This is a genomic window from Mesorhizobium sp. M0701, from assembly GCF_040320365.1.
Classification (GTDB): domain Bacteria; phylum Pseudomonadota; class Alphaproteobacteria; order Rhizobiales; family Rhizobiaceae; genus Mesorhizobium.
Genome location: NZ_JAMYPO010000027.1, coordinates 32758 through 57060, shown reverse-complemented (window position 1 = coordinate 57060; position 24303 = coordinate 32758). Strand labels below are relative to the sequence as shown.

Below are 24303 nucleotides of genomic sequence, written 5' to 3'. Positions count from 1 at the left end.
AGCCCGTCACTCGGGTTATATCCGCCATCTTTTTCCCTGCCGAGGTGGTCAGCGTTGGGGGCGACCCCGACACGGTTCCCGTAGGGAGAAGTTCGGATATAGGCTTTGCCGCTCGCTAGGATCGGCACGGTGGCGCGGTCTTCGTGCAGACGCTTGGCAGCAAGCACATGCACCTCGATTAGCGCGTGCGCCGGCTTCAGCACCGCGGTACAGTCGCCGACCTGGTCCGCCAGCCTGGAGAGGCTCAGATCGGTGGCCCGATGACAGCGCGCTCCGCCGGTTCAACTGCAAATGCTGGGGAACCTCTCAAACAGGATCATCGCCAACAGGTTCGGCCCGGCAAAGCCTTGCGACGCCACACGGACGAATTTAGGCGGCCGCGCGATCGCCCCCGCATTCCTGACGGGAACTTCTCGGGCTCGGTCTGGATCACTTTAAACTGGTGCAGGATGACCTTCATTTCTCGGTGCCGTCTTCACCAAGCTCCGCCAGTCTGGGCCTTAAAGTGCGGCTGGGCAGTGTCACGTAAGTAACTGCCAAGTCCGCTCTCATCGCGCTTTGGCCAAGTGAGCGTAACTTGCTGCGAAACGCCCAAATTTGTGCTCCCCGCACGTCACCGGCTTGTAGCGAAGCGGGTTGCTGTCCGTGACACAAGAGGGCAATGGTTCGATGATCGCATTGAAATCAGCGTCGATAAAGTAGGGGATCGAGTATCGCTCGCGGCCCGAGCTATTCACCACGCGGTGCATGTTCGCCAGGTAAAGATCGTTCGTGAGCCGCTGAATCAGATCGCCAATGTTGATTACGAATGTGCCGTGGATCGGAATGCCCTCGACCCAATCGCCATCTCGGTTCATGACCTGAAGACCACCCACGTCGTCCTGCGCCAGGATGGTCAGATTGCCGTAATCCGTGTGGGCGCCGATACCGATGATCTCTTCGCCAATATAGCCACTCTGCGGCGGGTAATGAAGCAGGCGCTGAATGCTGATCGGGTTCCGCATAAGGCTTTCGAAATAGCTTTCCGACAGGTCCAGACTGAGCGCAATGCCCTGCAAGAGTTTTTTCGCGAGGTCCACCATCTTTTGATGGTATCCGTATGTCAGTTCCCGAAACTCGGGCAGACTTGAGGGCCACTGGTTGGGGCCAAAGAACGGACCTTCCAGCGTCGAACGTTCAGGTCCGAAGTCAAAGCACTCCTTCAGATCTTTCGTTTTGCCCGGATCGGTGTTCTCCCCGAACGGCTCAATGTATCCGCGCAGGGCCACATCGGATTTGCTAACGTGCAATGTCATCTTCTGCGACGTGGGCAGATCAAAGAACCGACGGCTCACATCGAACACCGAATCCACAAAATCCTGAGCAAGACCGTGATTCTTCACATACATGAACCCAGTGTTCGACAAGGCCCAACGTATCTCCTTGGCCACCCTCTGCTTGTTGCTGCCATCGAGAAGCGGCGCGATGTCAACCACCGGCAGCTTGTCAAAGCTTTCGCGTTTCGCGCGCAGCTTGTCGTCCAGTTTGGCTACGAGATCTTTGCGCATTAGTCACCTTAGTTTGACGATGGGACCGAACAACGAATTGGGGATTTTTGACTGGCAGCATCAAGAATTGTCGGGAAGGACGGTACCTAGTCTAGCGCGATGCGTTCTTTCGTGGTGCCGCGCTCAACAATGTAGAAGAGCCCGAACTCCTAGCAGGGCATGCGTAGGCGCTCGCGCTCTTCGTGTCGCCTTGAATAGGCCCCAAGTCATCGCCAGCGAGTTTTGCGATAGCGTCATCATGGCCGCTCCTCCGTTGGTGCGCTGGGGTCATGAGTCACCTGGAAAACCCAGTAGTGCGCGTCCTCCTCCGCGACGTATCTGCCGTCGTTTAGACGCTGTGCCGGTATAAGGATGCCCGCTTTTTGTAAACTCCGCACCTCATCTTCAAAGAATGCGGTCTCCGCATAACTCTTCCGGGTGCTGACGATGACGAATCCGTTCGGGCGCGTGACGCGAGCCAATTCGCGCAGTGCATCCGGTCGGACATGCCCGAGCGTGAAGACGCCGCAGCAGACCGTGATATTATAGCTCGCGCTGGAGCGGTCGGAGAGCGGCCGGTTGAGGTCGACATCGCCTCGGACATTACGGTAGACGCGAGTTTGCCGGGCCCTATCGGCCATCTCCTCGGAGAGATCGAACCCGTCGATCAACCGGAACCTGAGGCGTTCCAGTTCCACGCCCACGAGGCCTGTTCCCCAGCCAGCATCCAAGATTGCGATGGCTGCTCGCTGCCTAGCCAAATAGGCCGTCTGCACGGCACCCGCCAGTTCCGCCACGATCATCGGCCCGCAGTATCCATCGCGGCCAACATCCAGCTCGTAGCAACTGGCCCATTCGCGATAAAGTGGGTCAAGCGACCGGCGTCGCCGTCGAGAGCATGGGAATCCTTAATGCGCTTTCGTGCGGCTTGCTCCAGTGCCGTCTGCTGATCGAGGGTGTTCATGACAGTTCCTCCGTGTAGTGGCAGGTTAGATGCAGTACAGTCCTCATCGGCGGCAATGGCCGCGGCTCAACCCATGAGCTGTTCGTCGTTGTATTGCTGAACATGGCTGTCCCAGGCGCTTCCAGCGAAATGCACGCAAACTGCTGCGGCCGGACCGGGGATCTCAAACGTATTCCGGGAATCACTGGGGATGTGTGGTCTTTGAGCGCTCTCCGGCATTCCGGCCAAGGCGCCCTGTTCGTCTATCAACTTATCGAAGACGTCGCCTGGCCGTGGCAGGCAGGTGACGACAAATGCCGCCATCGCTGGTCGCATCGCAGTGCGTCTTGTCACCGGGTGTCCTTTTCGAGCAAGTCGTTCGCGACCGCGAGATTGATGTCTTCTTTATTTGATCGCCGGCGTCCAGGAGCTTGGCCATCGGTCGGTCCCACGCTTTCGGTAGAATGAATCCGATTCATTGTGAAAAACGAGCGGCGCGCACGGCGCTTCCTCCAGCTTCTACAGCAGACATGGGTACTTCCTTTCACAAGTCAGTCGGCGAGACCTCAGGCCACGTTCCATCGTTGCCAATGGATATCATTCGAATTGTATGACTAGCAAGTTAGTTTGTGTTAATGATACATTTAATTGTGTTAATATTAATCTACTTGAGCTAGTTTTTATGTCGGAGTTTTGTCACAATTCTTCAACACAATATTTGTATCTAGGCGACATTTTTCCCTGACGGTTTAAGGAAAACCTATTCGGCAGCCGCGAGAGGTCGAGATTTGGCTACGGTGCGGTCCGGAGGGAACCACGTTGATCTCAAGGCTGCTCGAAGTGAGCGCCAGCTGATCAGGATCGAGCTCCTTCGATCTACGGCTGGAAGGACGCGTGGTGGAGTTCACGCCCCAAAATGCTCCCGGCGTTCATTGTGCGCGGCCAGATCTCGGCTTCCATTTGCGCTCGCTCCGCCTGCTCGGCCGTATTGTTGGAAAACATCAAACGACCGGCACCCGCTGTCGGTTTCGTCGAGTGCGCGACACAGGGCAGCAGTTCTGTCCCAATTTCATGCAGCCCATTGAATAATACCAAGAAACCTCTGTCTGGCCTCCGTCTGCACAGTTGGCACGACGTTTGATACTCCCTTGTTGCAAATGCGCCCGGAGGTTCCGGTCAAGATTCAGATTGGGAGCCATCTCGAAATCAATGAAATGAAGGATAAAGCAACATGTCAGGTCGGCGTGAGTTCACATCGCCCGAGTTGAGACGGGTCAGGAGGTTCACCAGTCGCGTAGATGCGTTCCCCCGCCGTGTCGACCTGGGACAGAAGAGATTGGTGCGGGAGCGCCCCAAGGCGGGATCTACCCGCTTGAGCCGAAAAAAACAGGTTGCCGTACCCCATCTAGCCGCGGGGGTCACGAGGCCGGTTGGCTTGCATCAAGTGAAGGCGGTACGATAATGGCCAATGTTGCTAATGTAAGTGTAATCGACAGTTGTGCTAGTGGCTCGAGTCGAGCGTCGCGCAGCAAATCGCCCAAAGCGGGTTCAAGGTGCTCCTTTGGAAGAACGTCGAGGACTTCGCTCCTGCGCCTCACTGGCCACGATTCAAGGCGGTACGGATGGTCTTTCGGCCGACTCGAAATTGACTCTACGGTGCATTCGTTGGGCATATCGGAGCTCGGCGGTGGAATGGCGTTGCCCGCTGGAATCGAATTTCTATGTCGTGCCGCCGATTTCGACCGTCAGGGCATATGGGCGCGTGGGCGCTCTCAAGCAAGCAAAACGCTTGCCGCCACATGCGGCGGACGTAGAAAGCTCTCCCGCGGAGATCGGCCTGCCGGTGATTGTTAAGCCAGCCGTAGGCAGCGGCAGCAGCGGTGTCCGTTTGTGCCGCACCGTCGAGGAGTTAGCCGACATACGTCTTATCTGTTGGGCGGGAAGCACATATGGCGGTCTTCGCCGAGGATACTGGTCGAAGATTTCGCACAAGGCCCCTATTATCTCGCTCAGATAATGGGAAATGAGGTCATTGGGATTGAAGCCGACCTGGGGGCCCTACCGCGTTTTGTATTTTGTGAGAGCAGCTTTCCGGCCCAGCTGACTGATGAGGGCCACGAGCGTATCGCCGATGTTTCTCTAAGCTGTTTGCGAACTCTCGGCCTTGGTTGGGGGCCAACGAACATTGAATTCCGGTGGACGAGCGTGGCCCAGTCATCATTCAAGTCAATCCGCGTCTTGCTGGCACGCCCAGTCCTCAAGTGGTTCAGCTGGCTTACGGTGTCGATCTCATCAGTGAACACGTGAAGCTTACAGCTTGCCACCGGCGAGGAATGTAATTTGCGCAGAAGGGTTCGCAGACTGCGGGCTCGCGGTTCCTACTGCCTGATCGCAACGGCATCCTCGATTGCATAGACGGTGACAGTCGGGCGGCCGCTGTATCAGGTGTTGCCGAGGTCAAGTTTTATGTTGAACCCAAGACGCCGATCGTCAGGAACGGCGATTTCCGAGACTGGCTCGGACATGTCATCGCCGCTTCGCCCAACCTTGCTCGGACCGGGGCGATACTTCAGCGTGCCGTACTTGATCGATTGGTCAATCACACCATTTTCGACGCTTGGCGAATAGTCTAGGTACGAGCTGCAACTCCTCGCCCTCTCCGCACCAGCGCAGGTCGACGATGATGCCTATTTTCGTTCCTGGGAACTGCCACGCTGTGGGATAACATTAAAGCACGCCACTTGTTTGCGAGCGACAAGCGTTTTCTGGCCGATGTGTGTGTGGCGCACTATCGGCCGGGGCACGAATTGAGGAAACAAGGCCTGCCGCGATGATCGTGGTCAAGTAGCTCAGCCATTCGGCTTTGGCCCTCACAGATCCGGGCGGGCGGATTTCTCGCAACCGGCTCTCCCGAGGGTAACCCGCGTCACATCCGTGCTTGCACCAATTGCCTCGCTTCTCGAACGAGAGGCGACGGCACGCCGTTCATGTCAGTCGTGACGAACTGCTTCCCGCCTCGGCCATAGTCGCCGCTGGCTCTACCGAATCAAATTGAAGCAGGATGGCTGGAGATTGACATACGCATCGGGTAAATCCTATTCGCTTGCAAAGCGGCGCACTGCCAACCAAGTCAATACGTGGTCACCGGCAATACTAAAGCGAATGTCATATTGTTCGCCCTCGCGTAATTCCTGGCAAAGAGTTTGAGTCAGATGCAGTTGTAGGCGCCCGTTTGCAGGAATAGTGCGTAGTTCGGCACAATCGAATCCAAAAAAACGCCTGGCCAACGGGTAGAGCACTTTAAAGAGTGTTTCCTTGGCGGAAAAAAGCAGCGTCGCCAGCCGATCTGGAGGGAGAGCCGTCTGTCGAGCGATTAAGGCACGTTCATCTTTGTTCGCAGTCATACACAGGATCGACTCCAGCGCATGACCACTGGCCAGCGCCTCGACATCCACACCGGCTTGCCAGCTTCCATCGGCAATGGCGAAACATGCGCAATGACCTCGCGCGTGAGTTATTGAACCGGCAGAATATCGAGGCCAAAGTGGAGCGCGGTCGGGACCGATAGGTATCTGGGGGGCCGGTTGGCCCAGCGCGAGCAATGCTGCGCGCGCGATCGCTCTACCGGCCAGAAACTCGGCACGACGTATCGGTAACGCTGTGGACAGGCTGGCAGGGCAGGCTAATGCGAGTTCTTGAAACAAGTTCTCCGTGTACCTTTCGAAATCGAACCGGCCATGCACCAAGACCGCATCCCCGTAGCCAGTATCATGCAAGGTCACATTGTTGAGAAATCCGCGCGAGCGGGCTGAGAGCATAATGAGGTGCGTGGTGCTCATTCTGGAACCTGAGGGGGCACCGCAGCCGCAGCGCGCAGCCTGGAATATCGCCTCAGACCGAAGTGACCTGCCCAATTGTCATCGAGTGGTAACCTACGGCAGGAGAACGCGGGCCGTTTTGCCGCCGGCCTGACGTTATATCCATAAATAGATATTCGTCGCACAGATAGCCCCCGCATGAAGCCCAGAATGGTTATAGACTAAAACGCGACCGACTGACTGAGCGAAGAGCAGCCAACAACTGATGATCTCGTCGCGGATTGACGAAACTGGATCGGTAGCCCGCCGCCGCGAACTGGGCCACAATAGAGTCTTTGCCGGCCATTTTTTGACCGTGATCCTTAATTGCTAGGGAGCAGAATGGTGCCCAACAATGGTGCCCAACATTGAAGCTGAAGGGGCCGTGACTGACCTTAACCGTTGCTCGCCACAGGGCCGGGTTGCTGTCCCTCAACCAGACATGCTGTTCGGCCGCGTATCCGGTGTCGGATCGATGAGATCCAGCAGCCGTCCCATGCGATCGAACTCCTCCTCCAGATCGAGCCGCCCGCGATGTGGTTTAGATCTCCGATTCATGGTCGGACGTCTTCGACGATACGTCCCACGACGGACGAATTCGCCTTTGTATGAGGCTTCTCTCCTTCCGCTATGGCTATTGCGACTAGTGCGAAGAGGTCTGACAGACCTGCTCGTAGAGGTCTCCGAACGTTGCCGCCTTAAAAATCTCATGCAGATGAGGCGCCCTCCAGCGACCGCTTTTCGTCAAACGGACTTGAAGTGCTGTGGCGAGCAGGCTGTCTCCGCCTATCTCGAAGAAGTTATCGTCCAATCCTATTTCTTCTACACTCAGGAGAGATTTAATTTCATCCAAAAATGCATTACTATCGCCAACGAGCGCGTTCTCCTTATTGTTTTCGATTACTTTGGACTGGGATATTTTATTGCCGTCCTGCTCGTCGGTACTAATTGTCCGAATCTGGTCGACCCATTGCCTTATTCGGGGATGCAACGGTCTCGTCGCTATTATTACTTGGCTGCTTTCGACTGTTGCCAGTATTCGTCTGATGATTTCGATCCCCTCGTCGGGACTGAGTGCCAGATCCCTCGCCTTAGATGTCTCGTACGCGGAAGTTACCTGCTCCCCGTAGGAATAATCCCAGTCATCCCAGTTGGAATTGATCCACCGGACGCCGAGTTTGGCCGGCATTTGGCGTGCAAAAGCGTCCATGAACCTGTTCGCCGCCGCAAAATCTGCCATCGCTAGCCCGCCTAGAACGGACGCCAGCGATGAGAAAAGGAAGACAAACTCAGGTATTTGGGCGTAGGTGGACTTGATCCGCTTGATCGCACTGTAAAGGTTGCGGGTTCCGATGACTTTGGGGGCGAACTCGCTGGCGAAGGGCGTATCTTCCATCTCTGAAAGGAACCTCAGATCGGCCAGTCCAGCGGCGTGGAAGACACCGTCGATCCGCCCCAGGTCCCGAATCGTGGTGTCGAGCGCCGTAAACAGGCTGTCGAAATCGGATACATCGGCCTGGCGCAGAATCACCTGACCTCTTGCGCTATCCAGAGCGGCCAATCGAGGCATCCAACCGTTGTCATCGAGACCCGCGTACTTCCAATCCAAACTGTCGGGTACCGCACGGCGGGTTATCGCGACTACCGTCGCTCCAAGGGCTACAAGATGTTCAGTCAGGGAAAGACCGATCTTTCCGAGGGCTCCTGTGATCACATAAACGCCGTCTGGTCGCAGGACCTCCCCTCCCCCTGGAGTTTGTTCGGCCAGGGTCACCTCCGGGAAGTGCAGCACCCACCGCCGGTTCCCTCGGAGGGCGATGACCCCATCGGGACCTGGCACGTCGCGCCCGATTTCAGCAAAGAGCCGATCAGTGACACCCGGGTCGTCGATATTCAGGTCCACAACCCGACAATCGACCATCGGATTCTCCTGCGGCAGGACGATGGCGGGGCCGAAGATGCATGCCTTTTCGGGATCTATAGGTTCTTCACCGACCTGGACCATCCGGTCACCAACAACCCAGACATCGACCGGAGTCTGCAATGCCAGTGTAGAGAGAACTCGCGCAAAATCGAATATCGCGTGGTAGCTCCGGAAAAGATCGGTCTGCACCGTACCGGAATCCCCGGACGCGTCGGCGCGGCCGCTCAGGTGCCAGAGGCAGAGAATGCGGTCAGCAGGACGGCTCGATGCGATCTCGGCGTCGAAGAGCGCCTTCAGACCTTCTCGGGTTGGATCAATCATCACGGTTGACCCTTTGACTTTCATGGGCGGGTCCAAGGGTCTGGCTCGTCGGCAAACACGAACAACCTCATGACCAGCATCCGCCAATTGCTGCGTTACGCTGTTTGCCAGCGCGTCTCCCGCGCAATCCACATCTCCGGACGATTCATCGGCGAGTATCAGCCAACGCTGCGCCTTTGTACTCCCGTCACCGAGAATCGTGCGGGGAAGCATTTTCTCTGTCCAACTCTGTGCGTAAATGAACGCTTCTCCCCTGCGCCGCTCTCGCTCCCCGGTCTGCGGCAGAACCGCCATGCCAGCAGGCTGACCGTCCGGCCAGCAACGGTGACGATCAAACGAGTACGTCGGAAGCGAGATCCTGCGACGAGAACCGAACGGTTCCAATTGATCACTGGCTCGTTTCCAATCCACCGCAACACCCAAGGACCAGAGGTTCCCAAGACATTCCAGAAGAACATGACGATCGGTGAACTCCCGGTCATCCTTCCCGCGCGTGGCTGAAACCACCGCAGAGATTCTGGCCTTACGATCCTCTGAATTAATTGTTTCATGTGCGAAACGCGCCAGATTGCACGAGGGGCCAACGTCAATGAGCGCAGTTGCACCGGCCGCAATGATGGCCGCGAGAGACCGATCAAATCGGATCGTTTCGCTTGCTTGCCTGCTCCAATAGGTCTCGGGTAGAGGCACATTCGCCCGGTGGAGATATCCACCTGAATTCAGAGCGATGGCCAAATCCGGTACTCGCTTCTCGAGCGTGCGGACATGTGCGTCGATTGTATCAGCTGCCGGTTTCATCAGCGGAGAATGGCTGGGGACGCCAGCTGTATTGAGGATCTGGTTGGGGATCTCTGCTTTTTCGAGCCCCCCCTGAAGCCTTTCAATCAGTTCCCGTCTCCCGGTGAACACCACACTGGTTTTGGAATTCACGACACCGACACTAATATCGCCGGATTCAGCCCGGTCACGCCAAGCATTTTCCTCGAGAATGCTTTCAGCCTCCTCCGGGCTGCATTTTACCGCAAGCATAGCACCGTCGACGCCAAGATTTGCCATCGCGCGACCACGAGCGACCATTAGGGCTATAGCGTCGTCAAGTTTCAGAATGCCCGCTAGGGTGGCCACGACGTATTCGCTCATGCTGTGTCCGACAAGGTAGTCGGGACGCACGCCACACGCTTGCAGCAATTGTGCCATGGCGTACTGCACCGAGAAAAGCATGACGTTGATTTGTTCGAAGGAAGCGGCGGCGTATGCGTCGTCTTCCCCGAAGACGAGTGTCTCCAGATCACGATCCAGGACCGGGCGACTAGCGGCGGCACAAGTCAGGAACGCCTCGCGAAAGTCCGGCACGTGATCAAACAGGTCCTTGAACATTTCCGGGTGCTGCACCCCGCCGCCCGGCAGCATGAACGCAATCGACGGCGAGGAAAGAATCCGATCAGCCGTGCGATCCGCCTCTTCCTCTAGTCTCTTGATGGCCATGTCCAGGTTGCGCGCCACGACGACCGTCCGATGATCGAAATGGCATCTCGCCACCCGTAGCGTGTGAGCGACGTCACCAAGATTGATATCCTGGTTACGCCGCAGGAACGCGGCTAGATTTCGGCAAGCCCGGTTTAGGGCCGACGGCGTCTTTGCAGATAGGGAAAGGGCGTGAGATCCGCGTTCGACCGATCCAGGCCAAGCCCTTGCGTCATCGCTGGTCCATTCCTGCAGCACAACATGGCAGTTGGTTCCACCGATTCCAAGGCTGGTCACTCCGGCAGTTCGGGCGCGACCCTGCCTACGGGGCCAGCGCCTAAGCTGCTCATTGACGAAGAAGGGGGTCTCTTCCAGATTCAAGTCCTCGTTCAGCCGGTTAATGTTAATGGTCGGGGGGATCACGCCTTGCTGAAGGCTGAGCACTGTTTTTATAAAGCTCGCGACCCCAGCGGCGATATTAGCATGACCGATATTCGGTTTGACTGACCCCAGCGCACAGGTCTTGCCAGTCTCCGCCTGCCCAGCGAAGACCTCTGCCAAAGCGCGGACCTCAATTGGATCACCGACCTTAGTGCCAGTGCCGTGAGCTTCGATGTATTCCACGTCGGCAGGGTTGAGAGCTGCGGACTCAAGTGCTTGGCGCACAACAGCGGTCTGTCCCTGCGCGCTTGGCGCCGAGAAAGATGATTTGTTGTGGCCATCGTTATTAATGGCAGATCCTTTCACCACTGCGTGGATCGGATCGCCCGCCGCGAGCGCATCTTCAAGGCGTTTGAGAACGACGATTCCCACCCCATCTCCGACCACCGTGCCGCTGGCATCGGCATCAAAGGCGCGGCATACGCCGTCCGCGGAATTGATGAAATCTTCTACATACTGATATCCTGCTTGAGGGAAGATGATGCTGGACGCACCTGCCAGCGCCATATCGCAATGACCAGCCGCGAGCGACTGAGCGGCGGTAGCGATCGCGACCAGCCCTGTTGAACATGAGGTTTGCACCACAATGCTTGGGCCGCTGAGGTTCAGCATGTAAGACGCGCGCGAGGCAAGATAGTCCTTGTCGTTGCCGAGTTCCGTCAGCCAAGCGAGGGGCGCGTCAGTGGGATCGATGAGGGTTCCCCCCTTCAGATGATGCAGCAGATAGAGTGGCAGAAAAGAACCGGCGAAGACGCCGGTTCGGCCCTCGTGCTCGGTTGGCATGTATCCTGCAGACTCGATTGCCTTCCAGCAACATTCGAGGAAGAGGCGATGCTGCGGGTCCATTAACGTCGCCTCGCGCGGCGATAAGCCCCAGAACCCAGGATCGAAGACGTCGACCCCATCGAGATGGGCGCCCATGCGCACATAATCGGGACGCCTCAGGACGTCCTCCGGAATGCCCCGGGCCTTGAGTTCCTGCTCGGAGAGCGGAACGATCGAGCAGACCCCCTGACAAAGGTTCTCCCAGAGCTCATCGACTGTCTCCGCGCCGGGGAAACGCGCCGCCATGCCGATCACTGCAATGTCCACGCCGGTGCGGCGTTGCCGGTCGACCGACTTAGTCGGCGACTTGCTCGCCGATACTGACGATGTTTTGGGGAGCTTCCCGTATTGGGGACGTCCCTGCTCGCCGCGGCGCTTGCCGAGAAGAGCCGCAAGCTCTTTGAAAGTCGGGTTCAGGAAAACCTCCACTACGCGGAGCTCCACCTTGAGGCTCTCGCGAAGCTGCGTGCAGAGACGGGCAGCCAGAAGGGAGTGTCCGCCGCAATCGAAAAAATTGTCGCCCGGATCGGTAGCGTCTGCCTTCAGAAGGTCACGCCAAGCAGCGCGAAGTGCAGGTTCGACCTCGCCGGTACTTGTCACGGGAGTGCACGCCTCTTCCGCGACGTCGCGGAGGCGCGGCCGATCAAGTTTCCCGTTCGCCGCGAGGGGCAATTCCGCTACAGCGACGAAGCCTGACGGTATCGCGTAGTGCGGAACCTCCGACTTCAGATGCGCACGCAAAGATGCCTGCCACCCCTTGTCCCAATTTCGCAAGACTACATAGGCGATCAGTCGATCAGGCTGGCCGGTCGTCGGATCGAGTTCCGGCACGACGGCCGCGGAGGCGACGGCGGAGTGCCGTAGCAAAGCAGCTTCTACAGACCCCGGGACGACGCTATAACCTCGGATCTTCACCATGAAAGCGCAGCGGCCGATAATCTCCAATTGGCCGCTGGGCAGCATGCGGCCAAGATCGCCCGTGCGAAACATCATGCCATCATCGCGGAACGGGTCGGGAAGGAAGCGTTCCCGTGTCATCTCCGGGCTGTTCAGATATCCCTGACCCACTGCATCGCCTCCGACGAAAATCTCGCCCACGAAGCCCAGCGGGAGCGGGTCACGCTGCTCCCCCAGGACATAGACACTGACGTTGTGCTGAGGCGGTCCGACCGGGACGACCTCTTGTGTGGTCGCAGGATCGATCTCGCTCAGGTCAATATGCGTGACGTCATAAGTCTCCGCTACGCTATAATGATTGATGATTTTGACATGGGGCAGCGCATCCTTCACACGCGAAACCAACGCTGCTGTTACCACCTCACCTGATAGATAAATCAACCGAAGATCCGGGAGGCGGGAGGGGACGTCAAAGACGCCGCTGCCAACAAGCACATCCAGCAATGAGGGCGTCAACAGTGTTCTAGAAATTCGGTTCCGCTCCAGGTATGCGACCAGCCGGTTTGGATCGTAAATAACGTCGTCGGGAATCAGATAGGCTGGCGTCCCGGCGAGGATCGGCCGCATTATCTCCCAAACCAAGAAGATATTAACCGCCTCGCGCTCATTAGGCGCGTACGGCAGCGCTTGATAGCGCCACTGGTAAGAGCATACAGCGCTTCGGTGGGGGCAGACGATCCCCTTCGGTTCACCAGTCGTGCCAGACGAAAATACGATCTGGGCCGGGGCATCGAGATGGACCGCTAGCGGACTGGCCGGACCGGCCTTGCCGATTTGCGCATCCCAACCCTTGTCGAGCGAAAGCGCAAGCCCCGACCAGTCAGGCGGAAGGCTAGTTGCAAACCGGTTGTTGGTCACAACGATTTCGACAGCTGCCTTCTCGAGTATCCGCTTGAGCGCCGCAACGGGCTGGGCTTTGTCAAGCACGACATACGCCGCCCCGGACTTAAGAATGCCGAACATTGCGACAGCGTATTCGGGTGACGTATCCATAAGAATACCCACGTGCGAACCTAGGCTCTGCCCGCTTCCTAGGAGGTGCCTGGATAGGGTCTCGCTCAGATCATCGAGCTCTCGGTACGTGAGGGTCGCAGCCTCAGAGACAACGGCAGGGGCCTCCGGGCTGAGGGCAGCTTGTTTACGGAGGCAGTCATGCAATGGCAGATCAGGATAAGGCAGGGCCTCGGCAATTCGAATAGAAGCCGGGAGTTGTGCCTTCACCTCCCGCACCTCGCGCAAGAGGGTAGACACCACTTCCTCAGTCCGGGAATGGGTGAAAAAGTGATCGCCCTCAAACATAACCCGGGCGAAGCGCGATGTCGTAAGTCGACGCCATTCGTCCAGGTCATCAGCATCCAGCATTTCGTCCTGAACTCCCCCTACTGCCGTGATTGCTGCGTTCAGAGGCGTTGGCAGGTTGCGATTGTAAGTCTCTGCAAGTTCGAAGTCGGCCCGCAGAGGCGGCAAGATGAAGTTCAGTAGGAGTTCCTCGTTTGCCAGCGCCTCCGGAGGAACCATTCCGAGGTTCCGGACCAGATCAGTCAGCTCATCATCCGTGTACCGATACATCGGTCGCTCATCCGCCGGCACATCCGCCGATTTGTGAGCAGACACGACCACATGAAAGGGAGAGGGCTTACCTTCGCTCTCAAGCGAGCGGGCGATCTCGTAAGCCACGAGGGCACCCGTGCTATGACCGAAGAATATGAAAGGCCGGTCGCTATACCCGCGGAGCGCATCAGAGATCATGGAAGCCAGGACGTCCATGCTGCGAATGGCGGCCTCAGCTGACCGTTTACCGCGCCCCGGAAGATCCAGGCAAATCAGCTCAACGTCTTCGGGAAGATAGTCAGACCAATTACGGAACGATTGGACGCTGCCACCTCCATGCGGGAAGCAAAAAATCCGATACGACGGTTCGGGCGAGCTCTTTACGATGTTCAGTAAGCCTTTGGCCTCAGCAAGAGAGTGTTTCATTTCTGACTACCTTTGCAATGAAGATTCCGTTATAGAACCGGTCCTATGCGGCACCTGCGTCATTTCCCGTCCGAATTGGGCACTATCCTGCCGGTGCGCTGGCCCTTTGGGACACTCGGAAAACCCAGTAGTGTGCGCCCTCTTCCGCGACGTATTTGCCATCGTTTAGACACTGTGCCGTCACAAGCACGCTCTCATCCTGCAGACGCCGCACCTCATCGCCAAAGGATGCGGCCTCCGCATAGCTCTTGCGGGTGCTTGCAACGATGAATCCGTTGGGGCGCGTGACGCGAGCCAGTTCGCGTAGTGCGTCCGGTCGTATGTGCCCGAGCGTGAAGACGCCGCAGCAGACCGTAATGTCATAAGTCGCACTGGAGTAGTCGGAGAGCGGCCCATTAAGGTCAACATCGCCTTGGACATGGCGGTAGACGAGAGTTTTCCGGGCCTTTTCGGCCATCTCCTCGGAAAGGTCAAACCCGTCGAGCAACTGGAAACCGAGGCGCTTCAACTGCACGCCGACGAGACCTGTACCGCACCCAGCGTCTAGGATTGCGATGGCCGCTCGGTCATTGGCCAAATACGCTGCCTGCACGGCGCTCGCGAGCTCCGCAACGACTGTCGGCCCGCAGTACTCCTCGCGACCGACATCGAGATCATAGGAGTTCGCCCATCCGCGATAGAAATGGGCTAAGCGCCCGGAGTGGCCGCCGAGGGCATGCGAATCCTTGATGCGCTTTCGCGCGGCTTGCTCCAGTGCGGTCCGTTGATCGAGGGTATTCATGACAGTTCCTCCGTGTAGGGGCAGATGGCACAATGGCCGCGCCTGATCTATTAGTGTTCCTGCCGTGTTGCTGAGCATGTCTGTCCGACGACACGGAGTGGGCTTCCGGATAGCCGGTTTCCAGGAGCTGGCGATCATCAGGTCGCCTAATGCTGCCCGCGTTCGGTCCTACGAACCGAGTGGCCGCAAGGGCGCTTCTGCCAGCCTCTCCAGCAGACATGGGACTTCCTCCTTTCACGAGCAAGTTGATGGTAGGCTGGTTTAAGCCTGATACGTAACGACAGAACAATATATATCGACTCTGACGCTAACAAGGAAGTATAAATAAGTTAAAATTACTGTTAATTTCATTTCCGTTTGTTGCACGTATTTTAATATATTCGAGAATTAATATTAACAACTCTTTGCACATAAGGAGGTGAACCCATGAGACTTTCGTCTCGGGCCTGACGAAAGTCTGCTAGCTGAGACGTTGAAAATGGCCCGGGCTCGTTGCAACCTCGCGCTGATGGAGTGATGAGCCCCCTGATAAAACGCCCCGATTTGGATTAGAATTTTCCGTCCGAGTTTCCTGGCTGGAAGAAAGAGCGGAAAGCACTGAGGTCATCGCAATTCTCGCGCTCGCAGAATCGTTCGTCATCTCGATCTGCTGCGTTTGCAGATCCTCACGGCATCGCGGCGCTTCTGGCCTCAATCATGCGGCTATTTCTTGCGGCCACAGGCCCGTGATGCGTGCTGGCCGCTCGTAGCGCACGGCGAGCCGCCGCCTCGCCGACGTCTTCAACGTGTCGCCATAGATGATTGGCGGGCCGACATACCTGAGCTGCAGCTCAAGCGTTTTTCGTGAAGGCGAAGTGAAAGCTGTTCGTTGAAGGGACGATACTATATCGTTGCGCTCAATTTCGCCGTACAAAAGCACATCGACGCTAATTCCTTCCTGCCAGCGGATGGCAATGGAAGGTTTCGAAGTCGACATAACTCCACTGATTCTTGTTTTGCGCCGCGCGGGCCCTTGCGCACTTCCGTTGTTCGCGGGAACGGACCTTCGTCGTGATCGGAAAGAGTGGATTCTGATGCATTGCGTGAGGTTCGTCCGCAAAATCGCCATGGCAAGCGGGTGCGATCAGCTGGATCATGTGGGCTTCCGTCGCAGGAATGACCCTGCCACTGGATCGCGTTTCGCGCAGCCTTTGACAAAATGGGGGTTCGGCGCAACGTCCAGTTCGGTCTGTTGATCGAGCGCGTTCGTGACACTTCTCCGTATAGGGGCAGATGGTCATTGGCGGCGCAATGGCCGCGGCTGATCTATAGCTGTTCCTTGCCGTGTTGCTGAGCATGGCTGTCCGACCATACGGAGTCGGCTCCCGGATAGCCGGTTTCAAGGAGGTGGCGATCATCAACCTAATGCTGCCGGCGTTTGGTCCTGTGGCCGCACGAGCAGTAAGTGCTGTTTCGGGTCAAGCTTTCAGGAATGCGAGTGACCTGTGAGCCTCCCGATTCTGTGTCGGAATCGGAGATCTGGGAATGCCATGAAAAACCGAGACGTCCGGACATGCGAGCCATACCAGTCGGGGAGCGTTGCGTCCGGGTCGCTTCGGCAAAGGTGTAGCTGGAGCACCCAGCAGCGCCACGAAGTTCTGCGCCTCGCGGACATCACCGGTCTTGCGATCGACAATCGGTAGCTCCTTGCCGGAATAACCCACGAAGATCCTGTCGCCGGCCGCATGCTTCTGACGCATCGTCGACGACAGCCCTACTTAAATCTCCGTAGAAGTTCACAAAAGGCGGTCAATGTATCCAAATGTATGTTGTGGCTGTCGGGGCGGGCCAAGATGTCGGCGGTTTCCCTGCCCCGGCCCGCGACATAAGGAGGCGTCGGTTGGCGGCTACAAGGCTTTCAGGAATGCCATCAATGACGGCAGAGTACGTTGCCGAGGCGGCCCGCTCAACCTGTGGATGTCGACGCTGGCCAACGCTTGGCCTTCCTTCCAGGTCGACCTCGGCGTGGATGTGGGTGATATCCAACGACACGTGGCCAAGCCAGGCACGGATTGTGTTGATGTCAACACCAGCGCGCAGGATGTGGACGGCTGTCGTGTGCCAAATTGTATGCTGGCTGACGCACTTCGTGGCCAAGCTCGGCATGGCTTTGCTCGCCATGTCGGCATATTGCCTCCGCGCGTTCCCGTCAGAGCGACTCCACGGCAAGGATAACAAGGTCCGGATCTGCCCATTGTGGCCAACGACGGCAACGTCGTTGACCCGCCTCGTGACTGACCGTGCAAGAGCGATGCAGTCTTTCTGGGGCGAACGAAGGAGGCTTTGATCTCTTTGGAATTGGAGCGCGTCGTGACGAATAGAGGCGAAACGTCCATATGGCACAATAGTTCTTTATAAATACTTAACAAAACTCTTAACTTAACGGTATTTACCAGTGGTGGAGCGTGCGCTAATTGAATAGCGAGGGCATTTCAGTTGCGTGCCTCACGTGCACGAATGCGTTCAGAAAGCAACCTGCGACACGTCAAAATTGCACAGGATGCCGATACGAAAAGTACATGTAGAATATGAGGAATGCTATCGGCGCGAGTTCTACGCGCTACGCGGAGCGTTTTACTTTCGGTTGAGCCAATGGTGGCAAATAGGAATTTTCTGAAAAGCGGCATTGCGCCTAGGGAGTAATAGAAACATGAGAATAATGTCGTTCAAACCAGGTGCATGGACGGAACCGTAGAGGCCTGGTTTGATGAGAACTTGCTGGTTGCAATTTAGCGGATTAGCTCTCGGCGCGGCTGCGGCAGTTGCCGGAGCTCATGGGAGGCGCCGTGGGCGCAAGCATCCGCTTGGCTTATCAGATTGGGCCAACGTCACTTCGGCTGGAGAATCACTACCATGACGCACTCCAAGAAGGTTGTTATCGTTACTGGCGCGACGTCGGGGATAGGGGAGGCCGTCGTAGAGGCCTTCGCCGCGACAGGGGCGTCACTCGTATTGGTCGGCCGCGATCGAGAGCGGGGCCAACGAGCCTTAGAGTCGGTTCAGAAACTCAATTGTCCGGCCGAATTGATGCTAGGCGATGTGGCTGACTCGGCCTTCGCTGGCCAAGTGATTAACTCCACCGTAGAGCGGTTTGGAAAGGTCAGCGTCTTGGTCAACAGCGCAGGTATCATACGGCGTGGAACCGTCATCGAGACCACGGATGATGATTGGCATCAGACATTCGACGCCAACGTCAACGGTGTGTTCTACTTCAGCCGCGCCGCGGTGAAGGCTATGAGGAGGACCGGCGGCGGCAGCATTGTCAACATAGCCTCGAATGTGGGGCTGGTTGGCTGTTCCGGCCTGGCTGCCTATTGTGCGTCGAAGGGCGCGGTCGTTCTTCTGACGCGAGCCATGGCCCTTGATCACGCCAAAGAGCAAATCAGCATCAATTCCGTCTGTCCTGGCGCCGTTGATACGCCCATGCTTGTGTCTGCACATACTAAGCCGGTTAGCCTCGACGAGGTCCTTCAAAGGAATGTTGATGCGATACCTCAGGGTCGCGTGGCTACTCCGAAAGAAATAGCAAGCTTGACGCTGTACCTCGCGAGCGAGGCAGCCAGGCACATTACAGGGGTTGCTCTTCCGATAGATGGCGGCGTCACTGCAGGATAAGAGGGATTTTAGGGTAATCGGCTATCAGGCAAAGTTGTCATCGTCACCGGTGGCAATCAGTCATAGGGCGGGGCGATTGCCGAGAGGCTCCCTGACGAAGAGGCGATGCTTGTCGTCAGCGATTTGTTTGACGAGCGCTCTCTCCCTGTGAGCGTCGAGAGGCTCGCGTTTAGTGTTTTGACGCCACAGCAGTTCTGCTCTACTTAAAAAACCGTGCCCGACCGATGGCTGACTTGAGATCAAGGACAACACTTGTTGCGGTTCAACAAAGAAAAGAGGCTTTGAACTTTCCGGGCGGCATCACCTCCGTTGGGCCTCTCGATAAGAGTGACACCTGCGCCTAGATTCCGCCAGCAGTAGGGTTGCATATGGTCCAGCATACTGTTCTGCAGAGGCTGATTACTCTCACTCCTTCCAGTAGGGATCCGATCATGAGAAGCCCCAGACAGTCTCGCCAAGTTGGGCACAGCATTCTTTGAGCGCATCACCGATTAGTCGGAGCTTATCTTATTGAATGTGACAGCGGTGATAAGATTTCGTGTAAATATGGAGATTTTTAACATCGTCGATCGCGTGGCGGCCCGTTGCGTCGCCATGGCGACGCTAGATCCCATCAACAGTCATCGAAACGGAGTGTAGCAGAATATTCAATGAACTTCACATTCGCGAGGACGATTTGAAGCTATCCTGCGAGTTGAGTTTGGAACTGACCGCCCGTCCTTCACGGTTCGGCTACTAATGGGGCCTCTGGGGAGGTTTGATGATGCCCACCTCGACCTGAAGTCGCACAGCGGCAGCGATTGCGATCAAGCGTAATATGGATATAGCCAATCATATCGAATGCGACTTCTGCATTATTGGGGCAGGGTCAGCCGGCAGTGTTGTTGCTGACCGGTTGTCTGAAGATGGTCGATTCAGAGTTCTGCTGCTCGAAGCGGGTCCGGTTGACAAGAACCCATTGATCCATGTGCCGGCCGGGTTTCTCAAACTCCAGAACGACAGGACAGTCAGTTGGAGGTTCCGAAGTGAACGGTCTCCGGAGCTCAATGGTCGTAGCCTTGATCTGCCTCAGGGAAAAGTCTTGGGCGGTAGCAGTTCGATAAACGGAATGCTGTTTGTTCGCGGGCATCCGGAAGAGTACGATCGCTGGGCCCAGCTTGGGTGCACAGGTTGGAGCTACAACGAGTTGTTGCCCCACTTTCGATCGATTGAGAAACACGACGGTGGCGGCACCGCCAACCGTGGAGGTGATGGACCTTTGCCGGTGACGACTTTGGCAGTCCGTCATCCGTTATCCTCGGCGTTCATCGAGAGTGCCAACTCTCTAGGGTTTCCCGTGCTCGAAGACATCAATAGCCCCCGAGATGTCGGCGTAGGATGGTTTCAGCAGAACCGCAGAGGTCGCTTCAGGGCAAGCACTGCCCGCACATTTCTAAGTAGAGCGAGGGCACGTTCGAACTTTGAATTGTTGACTAATGCACTGTGTACGCGCGTACTATTTAAAGATCGTCGCGCGATTGGGGCTGAATTCCTACGAGCCGGTCGTCTATTCCACGTTAGGGCTAATCGCGAGGTCATCCTTTCTGCGGGAGCTCTCAAGTCACCCCAAATATTACAGTTGTCTGGGGTTGGGGCTTGCGACGTTCTGTCCAGTCACAACATCCCTGTGGTCCACCATGCGCCTGGTGTTGGCGAAAATTTAAAGGATCACTTCCTTGTCTACGTCGCCCACCGGGTCCGAGGCTCCGTAACCCTCAATGAAATGGCAAGAGGGGCGCGATTTTTCCGCGAGCTCTTGCAATATGCTCTGCGTGGGCGAGGCCTTTTGTCATCAGGAGCGAGCAACGCAGTTCTTTTCGCTCGTAGCTGGGAGGGTGTGGTCGCTGCAGACCTCCAACTGAGCTTCACTCCAGGCAGTTGGGCTGGCCTGGGCAAACTTGAATCACTGCCGGGCATGACAATCGGCTTATGGCAATCCTTTCCCGAGAGCAGTGGACAAGTGAGTATCGTTTCTGCTGACCCGAATGCCCCTCCGGCAATATCGCTTGGCTATCTCTCGGCACCTTTGGATCGTAAATGCCTCCTCTCAGGGATAAGACTGGCACGCGGACTATTCGAGCGGCCGGAACTCGTCCGCTTTAGCGTTCGCGAGACACTGCCAGGGCCTGCAACAACGAGCGATGAGGGGCTGCTGGAATACGCACGAGAATACGGTGCGTCTGGTCTTCATTTCTCAAGCAGTTGTCGAATGGGCAATGATGAACGGGCTGTTGTCGATCCCAAACTTCAAGTTCGCGGATTGAGTGGACTGCGAGTTGTCGATGCGTCGATCATGCCGATGGCATCCTCCGTCAATACACATGCCGTAACTCTGGCGATCGCTGAGAAAGCAGCGTCAATTATTCGTTCATCAATAGATCTTTAGAGATTTTCTGTGTCGCATCGCGCGTGGTATCTTATTCGCAGTATTGTAAGAGAAATTTAACGTTACATCGCGGTCTGGACGAAGTTCCTGCCAAGCTGACCCGCCGCGGTCTGCGCGCCAAGCTCGTCGTCTCCGACGCGCATGAGGGCCCCAAGGCCGCCGTCACCAGGGTGCTGCGCGCGACCTGGCAGAGGTGCCGCGCGTTCACTTTATGCGGAACGTGCTGGCGCACGCGGCAAGAGCGGGCGCAGTGTTGTCTCCGCCTTCATCGCCACCGCATTCGCCCAGGAGACGCCGGAAGCCGCCAGCACCCAATGGCGCGCCGTCGCCGACCAGATCCGGCCGAAGGTCCCGAAGCTCGCCGCCATTATGGACGATGCCGAGCCCGACGTGCTGGCCTACATGACCTTCCCGAAGGAGCACCGCGCCAAGCTCTACAGCACCAACCCAATCGAAAGGCTCAACGGGGAGATCAAGCGATGAACCGAGGTCGTCGGCATCTTCCCCAACGACGACGCCATCGCCCGCCTCGTCGGCGCGCTCCTGCTCGAGCAGAATGACGAATGGGCCGTGCAGCGCGCCAGATAGATGACACTGGAAATCATCAGCCAAATGAGCGATGATCCTCTCATCAGTCTCCCAGCCGTGGCCCGCTGATCATCCCGGCCCCATGCCGGAGAGCGCGGCGACCAACGCCGTCAGCTACACCACCCCGCGGGCCACGCTCGGCGCTGGGTGGAGAGATGGACCGCATTTCGGCACATTTTTCCCAGATCGGTTATAGGCACGCCTTGGCCTAGAAGATTTATCTCAGTCGACTTGGCAGGGGTCAGTGATTTCGCAGCCCGCATACCCGAGCGGCGACGATCGATCAGGATGTGTCGTTTCGTACACAGTCTCCGGACAGCAACACCACGCCTCGGAGCGCGAACGGCGATCGAGCACGCACGACCGCGTCGCATCCGAACGGTTTTCAACCTGTGCGTCAAGCCGGATCCGCTCGGGCCATTGCTCGACGATTATCGAGATCACCTGCGACGGGTCCGTGGCTTGGCGCCTAAGAACCTGCGAGGGACCGTTCCTCGCCGCGCGCCGGATTCTCAATTGGTACGACACGCATGTTCCGGGCAGGTCGCTTGCCACTATGTTGGGCGAGCATGTGCTCGCCCTAGTCGAGCATCTCCTGACGCTGTCTTCCAACGAATACACGCGGGCTTCGATCACGTCCAACGTCCGAGGTTTCCGCGGTTTGTGCGTTGGTCGGAGCTCAACAGCCAGGATCTTGCTCGCTTCGCCCCGCGTACACCCTGCTATCGATTTGCCCATCTGCCACCGAGACTCACATGGGACGATGTCAGGCGCGCCAGCCACGTAATCGACGTGTCGTCGCCGTCAGGTGTATGTGATCGCGCGCTCCAGCTCTTGCTCGCCACTGGCTTCTCAACAAGGAGCTGCCGTTGCTTGAGCTTAAGGACATTCGCTGGCGCGCGGCGGGAGTGCTCGTGCGCGGACCAAGTCGCGGCGCGACCGGGTCGTGTCGCTCTTGCACGAACCGGGCGCGGCGCTCGCCGCGCATGTGCTGCATGCAAGGCCAGAGGTCGAAGTCGGCGGCTTTTTTTTCTGTCCTAAGTTCCGCCAGAGTCCGTTTGAGTGTGCAGCCTCTATTTCGGAAAGCGTTCAATCCCGATTCGAGCAAAGCGGGCTTGAGCTTCCCCGCATGGCCGGTGCCCATCCGGTGCGCCATAGCCTGGCAACACAGCTCGTCTGGAAACGGCGCCCAATCAATGGGGTCGCCGACCTGCTGGGTCATCGGAGCATCGATGCCACGGCCATCTGAAGGTGGCGCTGCCGCAGCTCATCGACGTTGCACTGGCCTTTCCGGGAGGCGCGTCATGAACGCCTTTGCGGCAATGCTGGCCGAGATGATCGAGGCATATATCGCGTTGCGTCGCGCGCTCGGCTACGCGTTCCAGAAGCAGGCCGCGACCTTGCGGGCGCTGGCGCGCTATGTGAAGGCGGAGCAGCTTGACAGCCCCCTGACGCCAGACATGGTGCTCAACTTCGTTCTTTCGGGGGACGGGACAGCCAATGGCCGTCCCATTCGTCATGGCGTGATCCGTCGCTTTTGCGAGTACCTCGCCGCTATGACGCGCGGACCGAGCCGCTTGACCCCCGGCGCGCTCCCCAGATATCGCGCCATTCCGCTGCCGCGCATAAAGACGAGGAACTCGGTTCGCTCATGTTGGCGTGCAGGCGAGTTTTGCCGGAATATCCCGAGCGGAGCGTGGTGTTGACAATGCTGGTCGGATTGCTGGCGAGTACGGGCCTGCGTTCCGGCGAGGCACTCCGCCTCGATCGCGCCGATGTCGATCTGGTCGATGGTGTACTGCACATCCGGAGGACCAAGTTCCGCAAGGAATCGCCTGGTCACGCCGGCGGCGCTACGAACTATTCGCGGCATCGCGATGCCGCATTTCCCACACCAAAGGATGTGGCGTTTTTCCTCAGGTCGCGCCGCAACCGTTTGTCGAAGACAGGGCTCAATGTGGTTTTCCGCGCAGCCTGCAACCTAGCCCGCCTCAACAGCGACAAGGCTCTTGTCGCGAAGTGAGAAATTGACCCCGCATTGCCTCACGCTGAACGTTACCGGTAGGTTCGCGGTCCCGAACGGGATGCAGCGTCATTTGCCATTCTGGCTCGGGGGACGATGGATGGCAAATCGGATCAGCATGGCAACACGGGCGGAATTGGTTGAAGCAATTATTGAGCGTTATCGATCGAGCTGCCGGACTGACAAGCAGCGGATCCTGGATGAGTTTGTCGCGGTCACCGGCTATCACCGCAAGCACGCCCCGTGTGCTTGGCCGTCGTGAAACGAAGCCGCCTTCCGCGATTGGCGCCGCCGTCGGCCCGCTCCTTCTCAATGCGCTGGTCAAGCTCCGCGATCAGTATCCGCTTCGACAGCGCCTTCTTCAGATCTTCAAGCAGACTGTCCTTGGCAAACACCTCATTCGGATCGCGCTCAGCAAGCAATTGGTCCAGGAGTTCTTTCTCGATCGCCATGTGATGATATTCCATCATCATGGCCTCACGCACAGAATTCCTGACAGTCCCAACTCGCGCAGAATTCGTCGATCCTCCTGCGAAGCATCTCACTGAGGATCAACTTCTCGCTCACGACGTCGGGCGGGGACAGCCCGAGCCGCCT

At 57.5% G+C, this 24303-nt stretch carries 14 protein-coding genes and 5 pseudogenes; 7 read left to right on the top strand and 12 right to left on the bottom strand.

Annotated features, from left to right (window positions below; all coding sequences use genetic code 11):
* Positions 1 to 50: 50 nt before the first annotated feature.
* From NKI24_RS35990 to NKI24_RS23090, 5 genes and pseudogenes are all read right to left on the bottom strand, one after another.
* Positions 51 to 495 (bottom strand): annotated as a pseudogene (locus NKI24_RS35990) (IS66 family transposase); the annotation flags it as partial.
* A 53-nt stretch (positions 496 to 548) separates the two neighbouring features.
* Positions 549 to 1547 carry an isopenicillin N synthase family dioxygenase gene (locus NKI24_RS23105; protein WP_352748575.1) on the bottom strand — a complete coding sequence of 333 codons (999 nt, stop codon included), beginning with the start codon at positions 1545 to 1547 and terminating at the stop codon, positions 549 to 551.
* Between the two features lie 236 nt (positions 1548 to 1783).
* Positions 1784 to 2329, bottom strand: coding sequence for a class I SAM-dependent DNA methyltransferase (locus tag NKI24_RS23100; protein WP_352748572.1), 546 nt, complete (start codon positions 2327 to 2329; stop codon positions 1784 to 1786).
* Complete coding sequence (locus NKI24_RS23095) at positions 2326 to 2490, bottom strand: hypothetical protein (protein WP_352748569.1); 165 nt, start codon at positions 2488 to 2490, stop codon at positions 2326 to 2328. The genes NKI24_RS23100 and NKI24_RS23095 overlap by 4 nt, the downstream gene beginning before the upstream one ends.
* Positions 2491 to 2556: 66 nt before the next feature.
* Complete coding sequence (locus tag NKI24_RS23090) at positions 2557 to 2793, bottom strand: hypothetical protein (protein WP_352748566.1); 237 nt, start codon at positions 2791 to 2793, stop codon at positions 2557 to 2559.
* A gap of 1462 nt (positions 2794 to 4255) precedes the next feature.
* Here NKI24_RS23090 and NKI24_RS23085 point away from each other — a divergent pair.
* Positions 4256 to 5097, top strand: a pseudogene (locus NKI24_RS23085) (ATP-grasp domain-containing protein); the annotation flags it as partial.
* Between the two features lie 467 nt (positions 5098 to 5564).
* Here the strand turns inward: NKI24_RS23085 and NKI24_RS23080 are convergent.
* The 6 genes and pseudogenes from NKI24_RS23080 to NKI24_RS23055 form a co-directional block, all read right to left on the bottom strand.
* Complete coding sequence (locus NKI24_RS23080) at positions 5565 to 6308, bottom strand: 4'-phosphopantetheinyl transferase family protein (protein WP_352748563.1); 744 nt, start codon at positions 6306 to 6308, stop codon at positions 5565 to 5567.
* A gap of 661 nt (positions 6309 to 6969) precedes the next feature.
* Positions 6970 to 14235 (bottom strand): alpha/beta fold hydrolase, encoded by a 7266-nt coding sequence (locus tag NKI24_RS23075; RefSeq protein ID WP_352748560.1) that lies wholly within the window; start codon positions 14233 to 14235, stop codon positions 6970 to 6972.
* 82 nt (positions 14236 to 14317) lie between these two features.
* Complete coding sequence (locus NKI24_RS23070) at positions 14318 to 15016, bottom strand: class I SAM-dependent DNA methyltransferase (protein WP_352748557.1); 699 nt, start codon at positions 15014 to 15016, stop codon at positions 14318 to 14320.
* Between the two features lie 694 nt (positions 15017 to 15710).
* A complete protein-coding gene (locus NKI24_RS23065; protein ID WP_352748554.1) occupies positions 15711 to 15992 on the bottom strand; it encodes a hypothetical protein in 282 nt (93 codons plus the stop codon).
* Positions 15943 to 16152 carry a hypothetical protein gene (locus tag NKI24_RS23060; RefSeq protein ID WP_352748675.1) on the bottom strand — a complete coding sequence of 70 codons (210 nt, stop codon included), beginning with the start codon at positions 16150 to 16152 and terminating at the stop codon, positions 15943 to 15945. Before NKI24_RS23060 ends, NKI24_RS23065 begins: the two co-directional genes overlap by 50 nt.
* Before the next feature lie 395 nt (positions 16153 to 16547).
* Positions 16548 to 16755, bottom strand: a pseudogene (locus tag NKI24_RS23055) (IS21 family transposase); the annotation flags it as partial.
* Positions 16756 to 17908: 1153 nt separating this feature from the next.
* Between NKI24_RS23055 and NKI24_RS23050 the strand changes: the two are divergent.
* The 6 genes and pseudogenes from NKI24_RS23050 to NKI24_RS23025 all read left to right on the top strand — a co-directional run bounded on the left by NKI24_RS23050 (position 17909) and on the right by NKI24_RS23025 (position 23706).
* Positions 17909 to 18670, top strand: a complete 762-nt coding sequence (locus NKI24_RS23050; protein WP_352748551.1) for an SDR family NAD(P)-dependent oxidoreductase — start codon at positions 17909 to 17911, stop codon at positions 18668 to 18670.
* An 817-nt stretch (positions 18671 to 19487) separates the two neighbouring features.
* Entirely contained in the window at positions 19488 to 21095 is a 1608-nt protein-coding gene (locus NKI24_RS23045; protein ID WP_352748548.1) for a GMC family oxidoreductase, read from the top strand.
* 75 nt (positions 21096 to 21170) lie between these two features.
* Positions 21171 to 21752 (top strand): annotated as a pseudogene (locus NKI24_RS23040) (IS256 family transposase); the annotation flags it as partial.
* Positions 21753 to 22629: 877 nt separating this feature from the next.
* Entirely contained in the window at positions 22630 to 22932 is a 303-nt protein-coding gene (locus NKI24_RS23035; protein WP_352748546.1) for a tyrosine-type recombinase/integrase, read from the top strand.
* A gap of 55 nt (positions 22933 to 22987) precedes the next feature.
* A complete protein-coding gene (locus NKI24_RS23030; RefSeq protein WP_352748543.1) occupies positions 22988 to 23389 on the top strand; it encodes a hypothetical protein in 402 nt (133 codons plus the stop codon).
* Positions 23335 to 23706: a tyrosine-type recombinase/integrase gene (locus tag NKI24_RS23025; RefSeq protein ID WP_502901484.1), complete on the top strand. Its 372-nt coding sequence runs from the start codon at positions 23335 to 23337 to the stop codon at positions 23704 to 23706. Before NKI24_RS23030 ends, NKI24_RS23025 begins: the two co-directional genes overlap by 55 nt.
* Before the next feature lie 278 nt (positions 23707 to 23984).
* Here the strand turns inward: NKI24_RS23025 and NKI24_RS23020 are convergent.
* Positions 23985 to 24158: pseudogene (locus NKI24_RS23020) on the bottom strand (transposase); the annotation flags it as partial.
* Positions 24159 to 24303: the final 145 nt, after the last annotated feature.